Here is a 14,572-nt window from a genome sequence, read left to right on the forward strand (position 1 = left end):
GTCTCGGCCCTGTCGATGATCGGCGGCCCGCTGATCGGCGGCGCGATCACCGACTACCTGGGCTGGCGCTGGGCCTTCTACATCAACCTGCCCCTCGGCCTGCTGGCCCTGGCCATGGTCTCGCTGGTGCTGCACCTGCCCCGGCAGGAGCGGACCGGCCCCCGCCCGAAGGTCGACTACGCCGGCGCGGCCCTGCTGACCGCCGCCATCACCTCCACCGTCCTGGTCACCACCTGGGGCGGTACCGAGTACGCCTGGGCCTCCGCCCAGATCATCGGCCTGATCATCCTCAGCGTTTTGTCCACGGCGGCCTTCCTCTACGCCGAGACCAAGGCCGCCGAACCGGTCCTGCCGCTGCACGTCTTCCGCAACCGCAACTTCAGCCTCATCGCCCTGATCGGCTTCCTCGTCGGCTTCGTCACCGTCGGCGCCGTCTTCTACCTCCCCCTCTTCCTCCAGACCGTCCAGGGCGCCTCCGCCACCAACTCCGGCCTGCTCCTGCTGCCCCTGCTGGCCTCCATGCTCACCGTCTCGATGATCACCGGCCGGATCACCAGCAGCACCGGCAAGTACAAGGCCTTCCTGGTCACCGGGGGCGCCCTCGTGGTCGCCGGCCTCCTGCTCCTGGCCACCATGGACACCCACACCCCCCGCCTGCTGTCCAGCCTCTACATGGCCGTGCTCGGCGCCGGAGTCGGCTTCCTCATGCAGATCACCATGCTGGTCGCCCAGAACAGCGTGGAACTGAAGGACATGGGCGTCGCCTCCTCCACCACGGCCCTGGGCCGCACCCTCGGCGGAGCCTTCGGCGTGGCACTGATGGGCACCTTGTTCACCACCCAGGTCACCGCCGCCATGACCGAACGCCTCGGCCCCCAGGCCGCCCCCCTCAACTCCGCACAGCTCGACGCCGCCAGCCTGGCCCTCCTGCCCGACACCGTCCGCGACGCCTACCAGTACGCCGTCGCCATCGGCACCCACTGGGCCTTCCTGGTCTGCGCCGCCATCGCCGTACTCGGCTTCGCCGCCGCCCTGTTCATCAAGGAAGTCCCCCTCCGCGGCACCAACCCCACCCCCACCGACACCACCACCCTCGGCAAGGCCTCCACCCCGGCCCTGCAGGACTCCACCGCCCACTGACACAACCGAAAACCCCACAGCCCGGCCCCGGTGGACGAACATCCACCGGGGCCGGACCGGTGATCGGGCAGTTCGCCAGGGACGTTCCGAACACTAAGATCAATCACACGTCCGTCGCAGCCGAGGGATGGCAGTCACCATGGAAAGTCCCTGGACCCCGGCCCATCAGGCCGTTGAGATCTCCGATTACGAGACCCTCACGCGTCTGCTCGACGCGGGGGCCGATCCGAACGAGGTCTGCTGCGGGGAGACCCTGCTCGATCACGCGGTCGACCTCGAAGGCGACGGCGCCCTCCAGTCCGGAAACCCGCCGAACGCGGTGGCCACCGCGATCCTCCTCGCCTACGGAGCCGATCCGGGGCTGGCCTCCCCGGCCGGGGGGACTCCCATGGAGACCGCGCGCGCGTACGGCCACACCCTGGCCGAGCGCCTGATCGAGCGCCACCTGAACAGGTAGCGGCAGGCTGCACGAAGTGCACCTCCGTGACCGGTCCGGCACCCCCGGAGTCACACCCCGGTCCGACCGTACGCCCGATAAGCACGGGCGAACTCCTCGTCGTCGGCCCAGTCCGCGCCGGCGAGGCGGTCGCGGAGATCGTGGAGGCGGAACTCGTCGCGGCCGTGCCGCTCGCCCAGGCGCTCCAGCTCGTTGGTGGTGCGGTGGCGGGAGGCGGCGTGCACGTCGATGAGGTCGCGGACGGCGCCGCGGTCGGCCAGGGCGCGGACCTTGGTGCCGATGACGGAGTCGAAGGCGAGGACCGGCCCGTACTCCGTCTGGGCGGGCGGGGTCCAGAAGTGCTCCTTGAGGACGTCGACCTCGCACTCCTCGCCGGTGTCGGGGTCGGCGGCCAGGAGGCGCCGGTGCAGGTCGCTCAGTTTCACGCCGCGGCGGACCCCGCGGTGGCCAGCTCGGGGAAGGCTTCCTCCCAGACCTGCCGGACATGCCTGCTGACCAGGGTGCGCAGGACGGGCCACTGCGCCAGCAGGAGGTCGCGGTTCAGCAGGGTGACCAGGTCCTCGTGCTGCCCTTCGGCCAGGACCGTGCGGTACAGGCCCATGTGCGGAGCAGCACCTCGGCCGCCGACGGCTCCGCGCTGCTGGAGGGGGGCATGACCATGGACCCGATGATCCCGCGTCCCGTCCGTCCCCGGTACCGCAGACGCGGCACACCGCCCCGGCGGCTGCACCGCGTACCGCGACCGCGCCCCTCCTGCCCGCGGCGTCGCGCTCGTCCCCGGGACGGGGCGCGACACGCTCCCGGCGGGCTCGGGATTCCGTCCGGTGTCCAAGTGCCTGATACGTTCGGGCCGTACGAAGGCACTGGTGTTCGATGCTCCTGCTTCCTCCGTGAAGTCGCCCGGAAGCAGGCGCTGTTCGGTGGGGTGCGGTGCCGGGCGCCGGTGTCCCGCTCGCGCCGATCCTGAAGGCCTGCAATGACCACCTCCTCGCCGAACCCCTATTCCGGCGCTCCCGTTCCCCCGCAGCAGTACGTTGGCGCTCCGCCCGGGCAGAACCCGTACGCGCAGCCCGCCGCTCCGGGCCAGCCGCCCCACCCGCCCCACCCGCAGCACCCGCAGTACGCGGCCCCGTACGCATACGGCCAGGCGCCCGCGCCCGCGGCCGCGCGCGGGTGCCGCAACTGCGGGGCTGCGGAGGCGGCGGACTTCGCGGTCCGGGCGCACGTGGGCGTGCTGATCCTGATGCGCTTCCACCGCCTCGACGGCCCTTTCTGCCGCCAGTGCGGACGGGCGCTCGTGCGCATCATGACCACGAAGACGCTCTGCCAGGGCTGGTGGAGCCCGTTCTCCCTGGTGTTCTTCACGCCGTTCACGCTGATCTGGAACCTGATCGCCTCGATCAAGTTCGGCAAGCTCCCGCCCTCCGCGCCGGCGCCGGGCCGCCAGCCGCTGGACGAGGGCCCGCCGGTGCACGCACGGCCGCTCGCCTACGTGGCGATACTGCCGCTGCTGTGGGCCACCTGGGTCGTGGCCAACGTCATCGCGGACCTCAGCAGCTGAGTACTCCCGCCGCCGCGCGCCGGGGCGGGGTCAGGAGGGGCGCGCCGGCCAGAGGCGTTCGCCGCGCCGGTAGAGGAGTTCGGCCGGGATGCCGCGGTGGCGGCAGCGGTCCAGCAGGAGGTCCGTCTGGCGGATCTGCTCGGACTGCGGGTCGTAGGCGGAGCCGGTCAGGTGGCGCAGCCACGGTTCCAGGCCCAGGGCGTAGACGAAGACCTCGTTCGCGCCGAAGCGCTTGACCAGGCGTTCCGCCATGTCCGCGTCGCAGCCCTTCAGGCGCCGGGCCTGGTCGTGGGCGCGGTCCTGGGTGCCTTCCATCAGCGGTCCGTACAGCCACGACAGCGGTGCGCCCACGCACTCCAGGCCGATGAAGACCGTGTCCACGTCCCCGGTGCTCTCCTGCACCCGGCGGTACAGGTCCGGGTCGATGTCCACCGCGTCCGTCGCGAACAGCACCCGCCGGCCGGCGATCTCCACCAGCGGGACCGCCTTGGAGCGGATGTCGAGGTCGCCGTGCTCGCCGAGGAACGGCAGCATCGTGACCTCGGCGTCCTCGCCGATCCGCGCGGACTCCATCTCGCCGAGCTCCACCACCGAGGTGAAGCCCAGCGCCTGGAGCAGCAGCCTCGGGCTCGGGTCCTCCAGCGAACCGCCGCCGCCCCGGGGCACGAAGACCGTGTCCACGCGGTGCCGCAGCTGGAGCAGCGCCTCCACCGACACGTGGTCGCAGTGCAGGTGGCTCAGGACCACCGCGTCCAGCCGCTCGGGCAGGTCGGCCAGCGTGAGGTGGCGGTGGCCGTCGTCGGCGTAGCCGGGCAGCGGGTCCAGGAGCACGGCCGTGGAGTCCGTCTCCAGGAGGACCGTGGCGTGGTTGAGGTAGCGCATCCGTACGGCGCCCGCCGGCGCGGGATCGTACGGGGCCGGGGCGGTCTCCGTGAACAGGCCCGCGAAGGCGGCCGCCGCGGTCCGGTCCGACGCCTCGTCCCCGAGCAGCAGCTCGGCCAGGCCCGCCACGTCGGCGGCGCCGCGGCGGGCCGCGTACAGCTCGTCGAGGCGAGGGTCGGCGAACGGGATCCGCAGGTCCAGCCGCTGCGGGTTGGCCAGGATCGGGCTGCCGAAGGTGAAGGGCTGCTCCAGGTCCGGGCGCGGGGCCAGGGAGATCACCTGGCCCCGGGCCAGCTCCGCCGCGAACGCCCGGTGGACCAGCGGCTCGAAGAAGCGCAGCCGCGGCCGGTTGCCGGTGTCGTAGACCAGCTCGACCAGCCCGCGCAGGCTGTCGGGGACCTGTGCGTACAGGGACTCCATCGGCCTGCCGTCGGCCTGCTCGGCGAGCATCCGCTGGGCGTCCTTGATGTCCCCGGCCAGCCGCAGCAGGGGAGCCGCGGCCGTCTCGGTGGCGGCCAGCAGCTCCTCGACGTCCTCGGGGCTGCCGCCGTACGGGGCGAGGAACGGGCCGCCGTACCGGGCCGGATTGCTCAGCGCGGAGGCGTGCACCTGCGGGGAGCGCAGGTAGCTGCGCAGCTGGGGCAGGTAGCGCTCGCGCAGGTTGAGCGCCGCGGTGTGCGGCGGCACCAGGTGGCACCAGGCGTACCAGCGGTGCAGCAGGGGCTGCGGGACCACCGACGGGTTCAGGTAGCCCTTGGCCGGGCGGCGGCCGCTGGAGACCGCGGCGGGTGGGGTCATGGCGCGCTTCCGGGCTGGGCGAGGCCCTGGCCGGAGGGGACGGGGGACGGACGGTGGTCGTCTTCCGGCGCGTCCTTTTCCGGCGCGTGCTCGGCCGGGGCGTGCTCGGCCGGGGCCGCCGCCAGTGCGGCGCGCGCCGACAGCAGGGCCGGGCCGCACAGGGCCAGGGCCAGGAAGATGCCCCCGCCGGCGATCACGAAGACCAGCCGGGGGTTGCCGTCGGGGCTCAGCAGGCTGCCCGCCAGGTAGCCGGCCGTGCTGCCGAAGAAGGCGGCGGAGGACAGGGTGCCGCCGACCCGGCCGAGGACCTCGGCGGGTACGGCCTTCTGCAGCAGGGTCTCCTCGCCGACGTTGGCCACGCCGTTGCCCAGTCCCGCGATCAGCTGCATGGCGATCGCCGCGAACAGCACCGGAGCGGCGGCCGTCAGCAGCAGGCCGAGCCCGGTGAAGAACCAGCCCGCCATCAGCACCCACACCGGCGAGCGGCTCTCGGCCGCCCGGACCAGCCACAGCGAGGCGGCGATCATGGCGACGCCGAAGGACGCGGACAGTACGCCGAATCCGGTCTCACCGGTGTTCAGCGAGTGCTCGGCGAGGAAGACCAGCGCCAGGTTGTCCAGCGAGCCGAAGAACAGGCCGAGCAGGAGCAGCAGCACGATGGCGCGCGCCACCCGGTGGTGGCGTACGAACTTCAGCCCCTCGACGGTGTCGCCCAGCAGGGTCTTGCGTTCGCCGGTGCGCAGCGGCTCCAGCGCCGGGATGCGCGTCAGCAGCAGGGCCGACACCACGAAGGTGCCCGCGTTGATCGCGAGCGCACCGTAGGCGCTGCCCCATGCGGTGAACAGGCCGCCGAGCACCGGGCCGAGCGCGCCCTGCAGGTTGAAGGCGGTGCCCATCCACGCGTTGGCGGGCATCAGGTCGGCCTCGTCGACCAGGCGGGGCACCACCGTACGGCCGGCCGCGGAGAACACGGTGGAGGCGGCGGCGGCCACCGCGACCAGCGGCACCAGCACGGCCAGGCCCGGGCGGGCCAGCACGATGACACCGAAGACCACGGCCTGCACCAGCTCGGCGGCGATCAGCAGGCGCCGCACGCCCATCCGGTCGGCCAGCGCCCCGGCGAGCGGCCCGAAGAACCGCGGCACGGACTCGGCCAGGAGGATCAGCGACACGGCGGTAGCGGCGTGCTCGCCGCGGCTGACCAGCAGGACGAGGGCCACCATGGCCGCGCCGTCGCCGATCAGCGAGACCGCGCGCGCCAGCCAGAACCGGCGGAACAGCCGGTGGCGTCGGATCAGGTTGGGTTCAGCGGCCAAGGCCTTGAATCCTTTCAAGAGGAAAAGGTCCGCGACGAGGTGTCCGCGACGGGGGTGTCAGCGACGAGGTGCCAGCGACGGGAAGTGCGCGACGGGATGTGCGCGACGGGATGTGCGCGAGGGGGTGTCCGCCCGCAGCCCGTCGTCCGCGGGCCGGGGTCAGACCACGGCCCGGCCGTGGTCACCGCGCCGGGAACCGGCGCTGCGCCGCAGGTCGGCGGTGAGGTTGATGCGCTTGAGCCAGCGGTCGGTGCCGTCATAGCGGGCCGCGAACGGCCGGCGGCCGTGCACCGCGCGCTTGTTGTCGATGACGAAGAGGTCGCCGTTGCCGATCGTCACGTCGGTCAGCTTCGCCTCGATCGCGGCCAGCAGCGCGTTCTGCGCCTCGGCGGCCTGCGGGTCGAGCGGGTTGGTGTGCATGAACGGGGGGTCCACGCGCAGCCACGGAGCGGCGGGGTCGCCGTCCAGCAGGGCGATCGGCTCGGGCCGGTTCGCCATGGTGTCGATGCGGCGGAACTGCTCGCTCTCGGTCGCCTCGGTCGCGTCGGCGGCCCCGGTGGCCTGGTTGAAGCTCTTGGTGTGCGACTGGTCCGGCAGGATCGCGAAGCGCTTCTCGAACAGCACCGCGCGGTGCTCCTCGTCGAGCTCGACGTCCTCCATGGCGGCGAAGGTCGTGGCCACCGCGTCGTGGTTGCGCAGGCCCATCAGCATCATCCAGTCCGCGCGGTGCGGGTGGAAGGCGTCCTCGGTGTGCCAGTCCAGCATGGCCGTGGAGCCGGAGCCGAGCTGGTCGAACTCGTGCCCGGGCACGGGGTACAGGTCGAGGATGAGGCGCCCGCGCTGCTGGCTGCTGAACGAGAAGGGCTCGCCGAGGAGGGAGCCGATCAGCCGCAGCACGGCGTCGGCGTACCGCAGTTCGGGACGGTCGGGGCGCTCCTGGTAGCGCGTGGGCGTCGGCCCCAGGGCGTTCTCGTCGATGAGCAGGCCGCTGACGAGGAAGCCCGCGTGCGGGGCTCCGGACAGCCGGAAGTCGGTCATCAGCCGGCGCAGCGAACGCGGCAGCTCGTGTGACATCAGGGCGGCGAGCTGAAGGGACCGCCGGGCGTCCAGGTCGGCCGAGTCCCGCGCGTACTCATGGGCGAGCGCGGCCACTCGGTGGCGTTCGTCGGGCAGGAGTTCGATGCGCGGGACCCCCGGTCCCGGCTGTGACGCCGCAGCGGACGCGGCGGCGGGCGGTGCGAAGGTCTGCATGATGGGCTCCTCAGGAGACGCGAGGTTGCCGCAGCCTCTCAGGGCCCACTCGAATCGCACTCAAAGGGACGGCGCCGGAGCCTCCGACCGCCCCGAGCGGATCACCGGGGGCGGTGTACCGCTCAGCCGTCGGCCTTGCGGAGGGGAACGACCACCTGCCGCCCCGTCGACTTCTCACCCAGTCGAAAGAACTTCACCTGGCCCTCTTTGTGCGTGAACTCCAGCCAGCCGTCCGCCTCCAGCTCGCGACGGGTGCGGGAGAAGTGCGGGGCGGGAACGCCGACGAGTTCAGCCAGCTCGGCTGCCGTGATCTCCACGGCCTGCTCGAGACCGCCGAGGATCGCGTACTTCATCAGCACGTTCTGCTTCAGGTGCGAAAGGTTCCCTATCCGCGCCGCGAGACCTTCGAGCGTGAGGACTGGCGCGGTACTTGACCGTTCGTCCCACCACGTCGGCAACGAGGAAGAGCTTGTTCTCTGCGAGCTTCTTCGCAATCCGGCGGGCGGCCTGTGGCGTCAGCCCGAGGTACTCGGCCGCCTCACCGGCAGTTGCCCCGCCCTGCTCGTAGGTCTGAACAGCGCAGTACCAGAAGACCCGGAAGGCGTCGCCGGTGATGCCGGAGTCCTTGTGAAGCATCGCCATGACGCGGGAGAAGGAGAACTGGCCGTGTCGTCCGTGTACTCGACATTACTGCAGATGACATGTCGTCACAGGTAAGTGAACGAACCCGGCAGTTCCCTCGGTGACTCTTGGCGACATGTCACCTGTGACAGGTGAAGGAGCTTCGGGATCCCCTTGGATGTCGCTGGTGGTCATGACGTCCTGCGATAGCGAAGGAACCCTAGGATGCCGATATCGGCATCCTAGGGTTCCTTCGCATAGGGCATTTTCCCAGGTCAGAGGCGTGCGGGGGCTGCGCCCTCTCTATATGTCGGGAAGTAACGGCAGCGAGGGAGGCCCGCAGTCGACAGGGGCCGGTGTCCGCCGGGTTCCCGGCCCGGCAGCCGGGGGGCGGGGCTGCGCCCGCCGGCGGGCGGCTGCTCGCCCTGTAGCCGCTCTCCAGCGTTCCCCGGTGGGTCCTCCGCCCGGCAACCAGCAGTGCTCGCCGCCACGGCGGGGGCCGGGACGGACAAGCGAGTGGAGTGGCCGGGGCCGGTGGGGGGCTGAGCGAATTCCGGAAGGCCGTCGTGCGGCCGCGGCTCGCGTCTGGGCGCACCTTCTGTGGCCGAGGTCGTCACACGCGGCAAGCCGTCGGCCGAGGTGGGCGGAGCGCTGCGGCCGGCATCCGGGTTCCGGGGCCGGCCAGGGCTTCGGCCGAGGGTGGTTCCCGGCCTTCCCTACACCCTTCCCGAACCCCCGGCACCCGCTCTGGCCTGGACGTCTATCGGCCTTCAAGCGGCTCTGTAGTCACGGCGGTTGTGCTCATTCCCAGAACGGCCACGGTTCCTCGCCAGGGCCGGCCACGAACGGGAAGAGGTGAGCGGAGCATGAGTACGACGGGCACGGTGAACGCTGCCAAGCGCAGGATCTACGTATCCGCCTTCAGCCGCTCCGCGTACCTTCCCGCCGTCTGGGGCGCCCTGCGCTCCTACGCCGACACCCAGCCCGACCTCGTCGAGGCCTACACCTTCGAGCAGCCGTTCTTCCTGCCCGAGCAGGCCAAGGACCCGGTCTCGCTCATGGAGGACCCGGCGGTCTTCGCGATGTCCTGCTACCTGTGGAACTTCAACAAGAACATGGCGGCCTGCCGCGCCGTGAAGGAGCGCTTCCCCGACGCGGTCACCGTGGTCGGCGGCCCGCACGTGCCGGACAACGCCGCCGAGTTCCTGCAGAAGCACCCGTACGTCGACTTCGCCATCCACAAGGAGGGCGAGGCGCCCTTCTCCGAGCTGCTGCGGGCCCTGCTCCAGGACGAGCCCGACTTCGCCTCGGTCCCCTCGCTCAGCTACCGGGACCAGGACGGCACGGTCCGCCGCAACCCGCTCGGCGGGCAGCTGCCGCGCGAGATCGACGTGCCCAGCCCCTGGCTCACCGGCCTGATGGAGCCCTCCTTCGAGGCGGCCCGCGCGGCCGGCTACCAGCCGACCGTGCTGTGGGAGACCAACCGCGGCTGCCCCTACAGCTGCACCTTCTGCGACTGGGGCTCCGCGAACCAGTCGAAGATCCGCAAGTTCGACGAGGACCGGCTGCACGCCGAGATCGACTACTTCACCGAGCAGAACGTGTCGGCGATCCTGTGCGCCGACGCCAACTTCGGCATCCTCCCGCGGGACGTCGGCCTCGCCGAGCACCTCGTGCGCAACAAGCAGGAGAGCGGCTTCCCCGGCAAGTTCGTCACCAGCTACGCGAAGAACGCCAACGACCGGATCGTGCAGATCAGCTCGATGTTCGCGGTCAACGGCATGTCGAACGGCACCATCCTCGCGATGCAGAGCGGCACCCAGGACGTGCTGGAGCAGGTCAAGCGCTCCAACATGCCGGCCAAGAACTACGAGAAGCTCGCCGCGGCCTTCCGCGAGCGCGGCGTCGAGGCCTACACCGAGGTCATCGTCGGCCTGCCGAACGAGACCCCCGAGACCTTCGCCCGCGGCCTGTGCCGGATGCTCGAGATGGGCATCCACGACGACATCATGATCTACGAGTGCGTGCTGCTGCCCAACGCCGAGATGGGCAGCGCCGCCCACCGCGAGAAGTACCAGCTGGACACCATCACCCGCACCTACCTCCCGGACGACGTGGAGGAGGTCGAGGTCGTCGTCGGGCACTCCACGATGACCCGCGAGGACTGGGTGCGCATGTACCTCTTCGGCGCCGTCCTGCAGGCCCTGCACAACCGGGGCATCACCCGCCGCCTCGCCACCTACCTGCACACCGAGGGAATCCTCGGCTACGAGGACTTCTACCGCTCGCTGGCCGACGCCGCGCTCGCCGACACCTCCACCGTCCTCGGCGCGGCCGTCGACCGGGCCCGCGCCCTGCTCTGGCAGTACATCGAGTCGCCCGCCGTCCCCAACGAGGGCAAGGTGGCCTCCCAGCCGGACATGATGGAGAAGCTGGCCCGCTGGGTGCCGGACAAGGAGTCCTGGCTCATCTACGAATGGTGCTGGGCCTACGTACAGAACGAGCTGGACCGGTTCTACGAGGACCTGCGCGGCCACCTCGAAACCGCCGGCGTGAAGATCGACGAACGCCTCGAGGAGCTGCTGCGCTACCAGCGCGCCTCGGTGTTCACCGTGGCCGAGGCCGGCACCACCCGCGTCGAGCTGTTCTCCCACGACTGGAACGGCTACTTCCGCGCCCCCGCGGAGGGACTGCACCCCGGCGTGCACGTCACGAGCTTCGAGCCCCCGGCTGCGAGGATGCGCTGATGAACCGGACCCTGGCGGCCCGCGTTCTGGACCGCGCCGCACGCGAACCCGGCCGCACCGCGGCCGAACTCCCCGGATCCCCCGCAGCCCCGGGCCGGACCCTGACCTACGGAGCCCTGGCCGACGCCGCCCGCGACCTCGCGGCCGCGCTGCACCGGCGCGGCGCCCGCCCCGGAGACACGGTGGCCCTCGTCGCCGCAAGCGTGCCCGAACTGGTCGTCGCCCTGCTGGCCACCGCCGGCGCGGGACTGGTGTGCGCGCCGCTCGACGACGCGCAGCCGCCCGCCCGGGTGCGCCGCGCCATGGAGGTGGCCGGCGCCCGGCTCGCCCTGGTCGCCTCCCCCGAACGGGCGCCGTACTGGCTCGCGGAACTGGGGGAGCAGGCCCTGGAGGTCACCTTCCCCGGCCACGGCACCGCCGGGCAGCTGCCCGGCTTCCCCGTACCGGTGGCCGAACAGGACCCCGCCTACCTGCTCTTCACCTCCGGCTCCACCGGCGTGCCCAAGGGCGTACGGGTCGCGCACGGCCCCTTCGCCCGGCACTGCGAGGTGGCCGCCGAGGCCTACGGACTCACCCCCGACAGCGTCACGCTCCAGTTCGCCTCGCCCGGCTTCGACGTCGCGCTCGAGGAGATCTGGCCGACCCTGCTGACCGGCGGACGGGTCGTGCTGCGCGGCGGCGGCCTGTGGTCGCTGCCCGAGCTGCTCGAGGTCACCGCCGCCCACGGCATCACGATGTGGCAGCTGCCCACCGCCTACTGGACGCTGCTCGGCGCCGAGGCCGCCGTACGCGGCGACCTGCGCCCGCCGCCCTCGCTCACCACCGTGCTGATCGGCGGGGAGGCCGCGACCACGGCCGCCGCCCGCCGCTGGCTCGGCTCGCCGATGGGCGCGGTACGGCTGCTCAACGCCTACGGACCCACCGAGGGCGTGGTCACCTCCACGCTGTACGAGGTGCCGCGCACGGCCGGGGCCCTGCCGCCCGGGGAGGTCCTGCCCATCGGCCGGCCGCTGCCCGGACGCTCCGCCCTGGTCCTCGACGGGGAACTGCGGCCCGTCCCGCCGGGCAGCCCCGGCGAGCTGCTGGTCACCGGGCCCTGCCTGGCCGACGGCTACGCGCAGGACGCGGCGGCCACCGCCCGCGCCTTCCCCACCCTGACCGACGGCCGCCGGGCCTTCCGCACCGGCGACCTCGTCACCGAGACCGCCGACGGGACCCTCCTCTACCACGGGCGCCGCGACCGCCAGTTGAAGATCTCCGGCGTACGCGTCGAACCGGGCGAGGTCGAGGCCGCGCTCGCCGCCTGCACCGGGGTCACGGCCGCCGCCGTCACCGTCGCCGGGGAGGGAGACCGCAGCCGCCTCGTGGCCCACGTGGTGCTCGCCGAACCGCCCGGGAACCCGGCGCGCCGCGCCGGCGCCCTGCGCGGCGAGCTCGCCGGACGGCTGCCCGCCGCCATGGTGCCGGCCCGGGTCGAGTTCCACGACCGGCTGCCGCGCACGGTCAACGACAAGGTCGACCACCACGCCCTGGCCGCCCCGGCCCGTACCGAGAGCGAGGAGAGCCGGTGACCACCACATCCACAGCCGCCGCGCCCACGACCGCCACCGCGGCCACCCCGGTACGGGAGTTCGCGCAGACCCTGGCCGGGGCCGGACTGGCAGCCGCCGCCCGGGAGCTGACCGCCTTCGCGGACGCCCTGGACACCGCCACCGCCGATCCCGAGCGGCCCGCGCCCGTCCCGGGCTGGGTCGAGGTCACCGGCGAGGGCGAGGACGCGACCGTCGCACTCGAGCCCGCCGGGGTATCCCGGCTGTACGAGGAGCTGTGCCGCATCGCGGACCCCGCGCTGCTGCGCGCGGCCGTGGTCCTGCTCCTCAACCTGAGCGTCCGCCTCCAGCAGGTACCCGGCGGCGCGCAGGCCGCGGCCGCGGTGATGCAGTGCGGGGCCGAACTGGCCCCCGTGCTGGAGGCCGTCAACGGCGGAGCCCCGCCCCTGGTGGGCCGCGCCGCGCTCCAGCTCACCGTCGACGGCGAGCACGTGCTGCTCGCCGACGAGCAGGCGCGCTGGATCACGGCCGAGCTGGACCGGCTCCCGCCCGGCCCGCGCCGCCGGTCCGTCCTCGGGATCGCCGCGCTCGCCGAGCAGCTGGAGACCGATCCGGACGCCGCGCAGGCCGCCACGGCCCTGCGCACCGTCGCGGCGGACGCCGCCCGCGCCCTGGAAGGGGAGATCCGGTGATCACCAGCCAGACGCTCGGGACCACGCTCTATCCCGTCAGCATCGGCGGCCACCTCGTGGAGGCCGCCGTGGAAATCGCCCGAGGAGCGGCGGCCCGGCTCGGTGCCGGGCTCGACCTGGAACGGCTGCGCGCACACGGTGACGCGGCGGCCGCCCTCCTCCGCCTCACGGCAGCGGAACAACCCGCTCCGTGACCCACAGACCCCGGACCCGCACAAGGCGGGATCCGGTGCTCCACCAGAACACGACTAGGAGTCGACGTGACCCAGAACAACATGGACCAGCAGTCCGCCATCGAGCAGTCCGTCCAGGCCGGCAACAAGCCGGTCGCCCAGGAGAAGGCGTCGATCAGCTCCCGCATCAGCAAGTACGGGAAGTACGACCGCCTCGAGGGCTGAGTTTGAGTCGTGTTCCGGGGTGTGAGTGAACGCACTCACACCCCGGCACGCCTTTACAGGGAGGTTTCCTTGAGCACCGCACACCCCGTACCGATCAGCCCGGAGCAGTTCCGCAAGGTGTTCGGGGGTGACCTCGGGGACGTCTTCCTCCTGGTCACGTCGCCGGGTGTGCGCAGCGCGCTCACCGTCGAGACCGGCACTTTCCCGGTACAGGAGTTCACCTGGACCGGCCCCGACTCCCGCGCGGGCCTGATCGCCGAGATGGCCGCCATCCGCGCCTCCGGCCGCCGCGCCTCCGTCCTGTGGATCGCCGACGACGAGTTCGTCCACTTCGACGACGAAGACCTCGTGGGCATGGCCATGGGCGCCTTCTCCAGCTTCTCGGTGCCCTTCTCCGAGGAGAGCCTGCGCAACAACATCCGCGTCGTGGCCGAGGTCGACTACGAGCGCGAGCTCGGCATCGAGGAGGAGTTCCTGACGCTCCTCGACCAGGCCGACGACATGCTCTTCCTCGGCCGCGAGTTCGGCACCGAGGCCGTCTTCCAGCACCAGCTCTCCGAGCACTGGTTCTCGCTGCACGGCCCGCTCCTGCCCGGCCAGCAGGTCGTCCTGCCCACCGGCGAGCTCAGCTCGCTGGTCAACGCCTCGGGCGAGTTCGAACTCCACACCCACTTCACGCTGAACGGCGAGATCACCCTCCAGGGCGCGCCCATCGTCCACCGCGGCGGTCACGAGACCAGCCTCGCCGAGACGGAGCAGGTCTACCGCGACCTCGCCGCCATGGCGGACCAGCCGGCGGTCATCACGCTGGTCGAGGGCCGCATCACCGCGGTCCGCCCGGCCGTCGCCGGACGCACCGAGTTCGCCGTCAACCTCGAGAAGCTGCTGGCCAAGGACGACCGTTACGCCAAGGTCCACGAGATCGGCTTCGGCACCAACACCAGCTGCGCCCCGCTGCTGCCCGGCAACCACTTCGCCAACGAGCGGCACCCCGGCGTCCACCTGGGCCTGGGCCTGGGCACCTTCACGAAGTACCACATCGACCTGATGAGCACCGCCATCGACGTGCTGATGCGGGGCGTCGACGGCAAGGACGTCGCGCTCTTCCCGGCCCTCGGAGTGGCTCCGGCACGGATCGCCGCCGGGGTCTGATCCCCCG

At 72.1% G+C, this 14,572-nt stretch carries 13 protein-coding genes and 2 pseudogenes; 9 read left to right on the forward strand and 6 right to left on the reverse strand.

From position 1 onward, the window contains the following. A partial coding sequence (locus ACZ6I1_RS26370; RefSeq protein WP_469291147.1) for an MFS transporter occupies positions 1–1,140 on the forward strand: 1,140 nt, incomplete at its 5' end. A gap of 139 nt (positions 1,141–1,279) precedes the next feature. After that, positions 1,280–1,597, forward strand: coding sequence for an ankyrin repeat domain-containing protein (locus tag ACZ6I1_RS26375; protein WP_469291149.1), 318 nt, complete (start codon positions 1,280–1,282; stop codon positions 1,595–1,597). A gap of 65 nt (positions 1,598–1,662) precedes the next feature. On the opposite strand, the pseudogene ACZ6I1_RS26380 reads toward ACZ6I1_RS26375, so the two are convergent. Together ACZ6I1_RS26380 and ACZ6I1_RS26385 are read right to left on the reverse strand one after the other, a co-directional pair. Next, positions 1,663–2,028: pseudogene (locus tag ACZ6I1_RS26380) on the reverse strand (nucleotidyl transferase AbiEii/AbiGii toxin family protein); the annotation flags it as partial. Next, a pseudogene (locus ACZ6I1_RS26385) lies at positions 2,019–2,198 on the reverse strand (hypothetical protein); the annotation flags it as partial. The pseudogenes ACZ6I1_RS26385 and ACZ6I1_RS26380, both read right to left, overlap by 10 nt. A gap of 375 nt (positions 2,199–2,573) precedes the next feature. Between ACZ6I1_RS26385 and ACZ6I1_RS26390 the strand changes: the two are divergent. Continuing rightward, on the forward strand, positions 2,574–3,158 hold the full coding sequence (locus tag ACZ6I1_RS26390) for a hypothetical protein (RefSeq protein ID WP_469291151.1): 585 nt from the start codon (positions 2,574–2,576) through the stop codon (positions 3,156–3,158). Between the two features lie 30 nt (positions 3,159–3,188). On the opposite strand, the gene ACZ6I1_RS26395 is transcribed toward ACZ6I1_RS26390, so the two are convergent. The 4 genes from ACZ6I1_RS26395 to ACZ6I1_RS26410 form a co-directional block, all read right to left on the reverse strand. Beyond that, positions 3,189–4,838 (reverse strand): MBL fold metallo-hydrolase, encoded by a 1,650-nt coding sequence (locus ACZ6I1_RS26395; protein ID WP_469291152.1) that lies wholly within the window; start codon positions 4,836–4,838, stop codon positions 3,189–3,191. Continuing rightward, on the reverse strand, positions 4,835–6,154 hold the full coding sequence (locus tag ACZ6I1_RS26400; protein WP_469291154.1) for an MFS transporter: 1,320 nt from the start codon (positions 6,152–6,154) through the stop codon (positions 4,835–4,837). The genes ACZ6I1_RS26395 and ACZ6I1_RS26400 overlap by 4 nt, the downstream gene beginning before the upstream one ends. Positions 6,155–6,313: 159 nt before the next feature. After that, entirely contained in the window at positions 6,314–7,405 is a 1,092-nt protein-coding gene (gene gntD / locus ACZ6I1_RS26405; RefSeq protein ID WP_469291157.1) for a guanitoxin biosynthesis L-enduracididine beta-hydroxylase GntD, read from the reverse strand. 122 nt (positions 7,406–7,527) lie between these two features. Next, positions 7,528–7,758 carry a hypothetical protein gene (locus ACZ6I1_RS26410; protein WP_469291158.1) on the reverse strand — a complete coding sequence of 77 codons (231 nt, stop codon included), beginning with the start codon at positions 7,756–7,758 and terminating at the stop codon, positions 7,528–7,530. A 1,134-nt stretch (positions 7,759–8,892) separates the two neighbouring features. On the opposite strand from ACZ6I1_RS26410, the gene ACZ6I1_RS26415 reads away from it, so the two are divergent. The 6 genes from ACZ6I1_RS26415 (at position 8,893) to ACZ6I1_RS26440 (ending at position 14,565) form a co-directional block, all read left to right on the forward strand. Continuing rightward, complete coding sequence (locus tag ACZ6I1_RS26415) at positions 8,893–10,773, forward strand: B12-binding domain-containing radical SAM protein (protein ID WP_469291160.1); 1,881 nt, start codon at positions 8,893–8,895, stop codon at positions 10,771–10,773. Continuing rightward, positions 10,773–12,344, forward strand: a complete 1,572-nt coding sequence (locus ACZ6I1_RS26420) for an amino acid adenylation domain-containing protein (RefSeq protein ID WP_469291162.1) — start codon at positions 10,773–10,775, stop codon at positions 12,342–12,344. The genes ACZ6I1_RS26415 and ACZ6I1_RS26420 overlap by 1 nt, the downstream gene beginning before the upstream one ends. Further along, positions 12,341–13,015, forward strand: a complete 675-nt coding sequence (locus ACZ6I1_RS26425) for a hypothetical protein (RefSeq protein WP_469291164.1) — start codon at positions 12,341–12,343, stop codon at positions 13,013–13,015. Before ACZ6I1_RS26420 ends, ACZ6I1_RS26425 begins: the two co-directional genes overlap by 4 nt. Then, positions 13,012–13,209 carry a hypothetical protein gene (locus ACZ6I1_RS26430; RefSeq protein ID WP_469291166.1) on the forward strand — a complete coding sequence of 66 codons (198 nt, stop codon included), beginning with the start codon at positions 13,012–13,014 and terminating at the stop codon, positions 13,207–13,209. Before ACZ6I1_RS26425 ends, ACZ6I1_RS26430 begins: the two co-directional genes overlap by 4 nt. Positions 13,210–13,275: 66 nt before the next feature. After that, a complete protein-coding gene (locus ACZ6I1_RS26435; RefSeq protein WP_469291168.1) occupies positions 13,276–13,413 on the forward strand; it encodes a hypothetical protein in 138 nt (45 codons plus the stop codon). 69 nt (positions 13,414–13,482) lie between these two features. Then, positions 13,483–14,565 carry a hypothetical protein gene (locus tag ACZ6I1_RS26440; protein ID WP_469291170.1) on the forward strand — a complete coding sequence of 361 codons (1,083 nt, stop codon included), beginning with the start codon at positions 13,483–13,485 and terminating at the stop codon, positions 14,563–14,565. Positions 14,566–14,572 lie beyond the last annotated feature (7 nt).

It is taken from the genome of Streptomyces sp. NPDC046303 (assembly GCF_055588085.1).